Origin of the sequence: Cryobacterium sp. RTC2.1, from assembly GCF_035018685.1 — a bacterium.
GTDB classification, from domain to species: Bacteria; Actinomycetota; Actinomycetes; order Actinomycetales; family Microbacteriaceae; genus Cryobacterium; species Cryobacterium glucosi.
In genome coordinates this window covers 1-2,596 of record NZ_JASJXJ010000252.1, presented here as the reverse complement: position 1 = coordinate 2,596, position 2,596 = coordinate 1, and the positions used below count along the sequence as shown (strand labels likewise).

The 2,596-nt window shown below is 64.3% G+C and carries 2 protein-coding genes; both read left to right on the top strand.

Annotated features, from left to right (window positions below; translation table 11 throughout):
* Positions 1-162: 162 nt before the first annotated feature.
* A complete protein-coding gene (gene istA / locus QN357_RS18515; RefSeq protein WP_323505343.1) occupies positions 163-1,731 on the top strand; it encodes an IS21 family transposase in 1,569 nt (522 codons plus the stop codon).
* The gene (locus QN357_RS18510; protein WP_323505342.1) at positions 1,728-2,480 is read left to right on the top strand and encodes an ATP-binding protein; all 753 of its coding nucleotides are present in this window, start codon (positions 1,728-1,730) and stop codon (positions 2,478-2,480) included. Before istA ends, QN357_RS18510 begins: the two co-directional genes overlap by 4 nt.
* Positions 2,481-2,596 lie beyond the last annotated feature (116 nt).

The following is a 2,596-nucleotide window of genomic DNA, read 5'->3' as shown; positions in this document are numbered from 1 at the left end:
GTGAGTATTAGCGCTTCTGGGGGCCACCGATATTGACTTTGGGGGCCACCGGGCGGTGTGACCAGTAGTGCGCTCGGGGGCCACCGAATATTGCTGTTGGGGGCCGTCTGCTTAGCTCCTTCCGCCGCGTGTATAGGCACCCGGCAGAAGGAGTAATCAACAATGGTACGAAGGATCAACGCGAAGCTCGTGCTTCAACTCCGCGCCGAGGGCATGACGGGGCGCGCGATCGCTCTCGCGCAGGGCATGTCGCGGAAGAGTGTGCTGGCGGTGTTCGATGCCGCGGAGAAGACCGGCATCGGCAGCGACGGCCATGCCGGCCGCAGCGAGGCCGAGGTGTATGCGCTGCTGTTCCCGGGCCGGGGCGAACACGACAGCGTGTTCGTGCAGCCCGATTGGGACGCGGTGCACAAAGAGCTCGCCAAGGTGGGGGTGACGCTGAAGCTGCTCCATGGCGAGTACGTCGACGGGTGCGCGGTGTCGGGGCAGCCCGCGATGGGATACGACCGATTCTGCAAGTCCTACGCGGCGCACACCCTGGTCACGGGGGCGGCGTCGCGGGTGGGCCACAAGGCCGGGCGGACGGTCGAGGTCGACTGGTCGGGGCCAACGATGCAACTCACCGACCCGGTCACGGGCGAGACGTCTCGGGTGTATTTGTTCGTCGCGTGCCTGCCGTTTTCTCGGTATGCGTTCGTGGAACCGGCGTTGGATATGCGGCAAGACACCTGGCTCCTGGCCAACGTCGCGATGTTCGAATGGTTTGGCGGAACGGTTCCTAGGATCGTGCCCGACAACCTGAAGACCGGCGTAATCAAGCACCCTCGCGAGGGTGAGGTCGTGTTGAACGACGCCTACCGGGAACTGGCGGCGCACTACTCGGCCGCGGTGCTGCCGGGCCGACCCCGGTCACCCAAAGACAAGGCGTCCGTGGAGAACACGGTCTCTCATGTTGCTACTTGGGTGATCGCCGGACTGCGTCATCGGAGCTTCGGAACGCTTCCCGAACTGCGGGCCGCGATCCGGGAGCGGATGAATGCCTACAACCGGGAACCGTTCCAGAAACGCGCCGGCTCCCGCCTCAGCGTGTTCGAAACTGAGGAGAAGGCGCTGTTGCGGCCGTTGCCGTCGGCGCCTTTCGAGATCAGCCGGTGGATCGTGGGGCGTCGGGTGCAAAAGAACGGGCATGTGGTCTGGGAGAAGAACTTCTACTCCGTCCCCTACGCGCATATCGGACAGGGCGTCGACCTGCGCATCACCAGCCAGGTGCTCGAGGTCTATCGCAACCATGAGCGGCTCACCAGCCACCTGTTGTTGGGTGAGCATGTCGTGAACGAATACCGCACCAACGATGGCGACCAGCCCCAGGGCGAGAAGTATCGGGAGTGGGACACCGTCCGGATCCGGGCTTGGGCCGAACGAGTCGGACCGAACATGGTGACCGTGGTGAACAGGATCTTCGAGGCCGTGCCGGTGGAAGAACAGGGGTTCGACGCCGCGCTGGCCGTGCTGCGGCTGAGCCGCCGCTACTCCAGCGAGCGGGTGGACAAAGCGTGCCAGATCGCTTTGGAGGGTCGTGTTCGCTCGCCCCGGTATGCGCACTTGCAACCGATCCTCGAGACCGGGCAAGACAAGACAGGCATCCGCAGGATTCCACGCTTCGAACCCGTCGAACCTGAATCGGGCGGATACGTCCGCGGCGCCGACTACTACGGAGGCGGTGCACGGTGAGCCGGATCGATATCGAGACCAAACGCAAGCTCCGTGAAATGGGAGTGGCCACCCTGTTGGACGCGTTCGACGCCCAGGACGCCACCCTCACCCTCGGCCTCGCGTTCGAGGAGCGAGTCAAACTCGCCGTTGACGACGCGCACTCCGTCTTCACCCAGACCAAAGTCGAGGGGCTGATTCGCCGGGCGAACCTGCGCTACCCAAACGCTGACCTGCGCCGCCTGGACCTCGTCGAAGAACGCGGCCTCGACCGGTCAATGCTCGCGGGGCTCGGCACCTGCTCGTTCATCGATCGACAGCAGAATGTCGTTTTCCAGGGCTTCACCGGGTCGGGGAAATCGTATCTGGGCTGCGCGCTGGCGAAGGCCGCCTGCCGGCACCGGGTGCGAGCGCACTACATTCGGATGCCGGAGCTCGAAGAGGCTTGGCAGCTGGCCCGCGATAAGCCGTCCGGGTCGACGAAGTTTCTGAACAAGTACGCCGCGTTCTCGCTGTTGGTAATCGATGAATGGCTCCTGGACGAGCCCGACGAGAGCACCAGGAGCATGCTGCTCGAACTCCTCGAGCGCCGCTACGACCAGGCATCAACGGTGTTCTGCACTCAATACGCCCAGAAGGATTGGCACCAGCGCCTCGGCTCCGGAGTTCACGCCGACGCGATCATGGACCGCATCGTGCACAACACCATCTGGGTCGAGACCGGCGGCCACAACATGCGAGAACACACCGCAGGCCAGGTCACGACATAACCGCTCGCGCGGTCGGGCGCCACTGGCCCCCGACCGCGCGATGACCCGGCACCCAGCGGCAATATCAGTGGCCCCCGAAGGCAATATTCACTGGCCCCCAAACCCACAAATACTCA

Excerpts from the sequence above, each read along its gene's own strand:
- istA (WP_323505343.1), top strand. The coding sequence starts at position 163 with ATGGTACGAAGGATCAACGCGAAGCTCGTGCTTCAACTCCGCGCCGAG.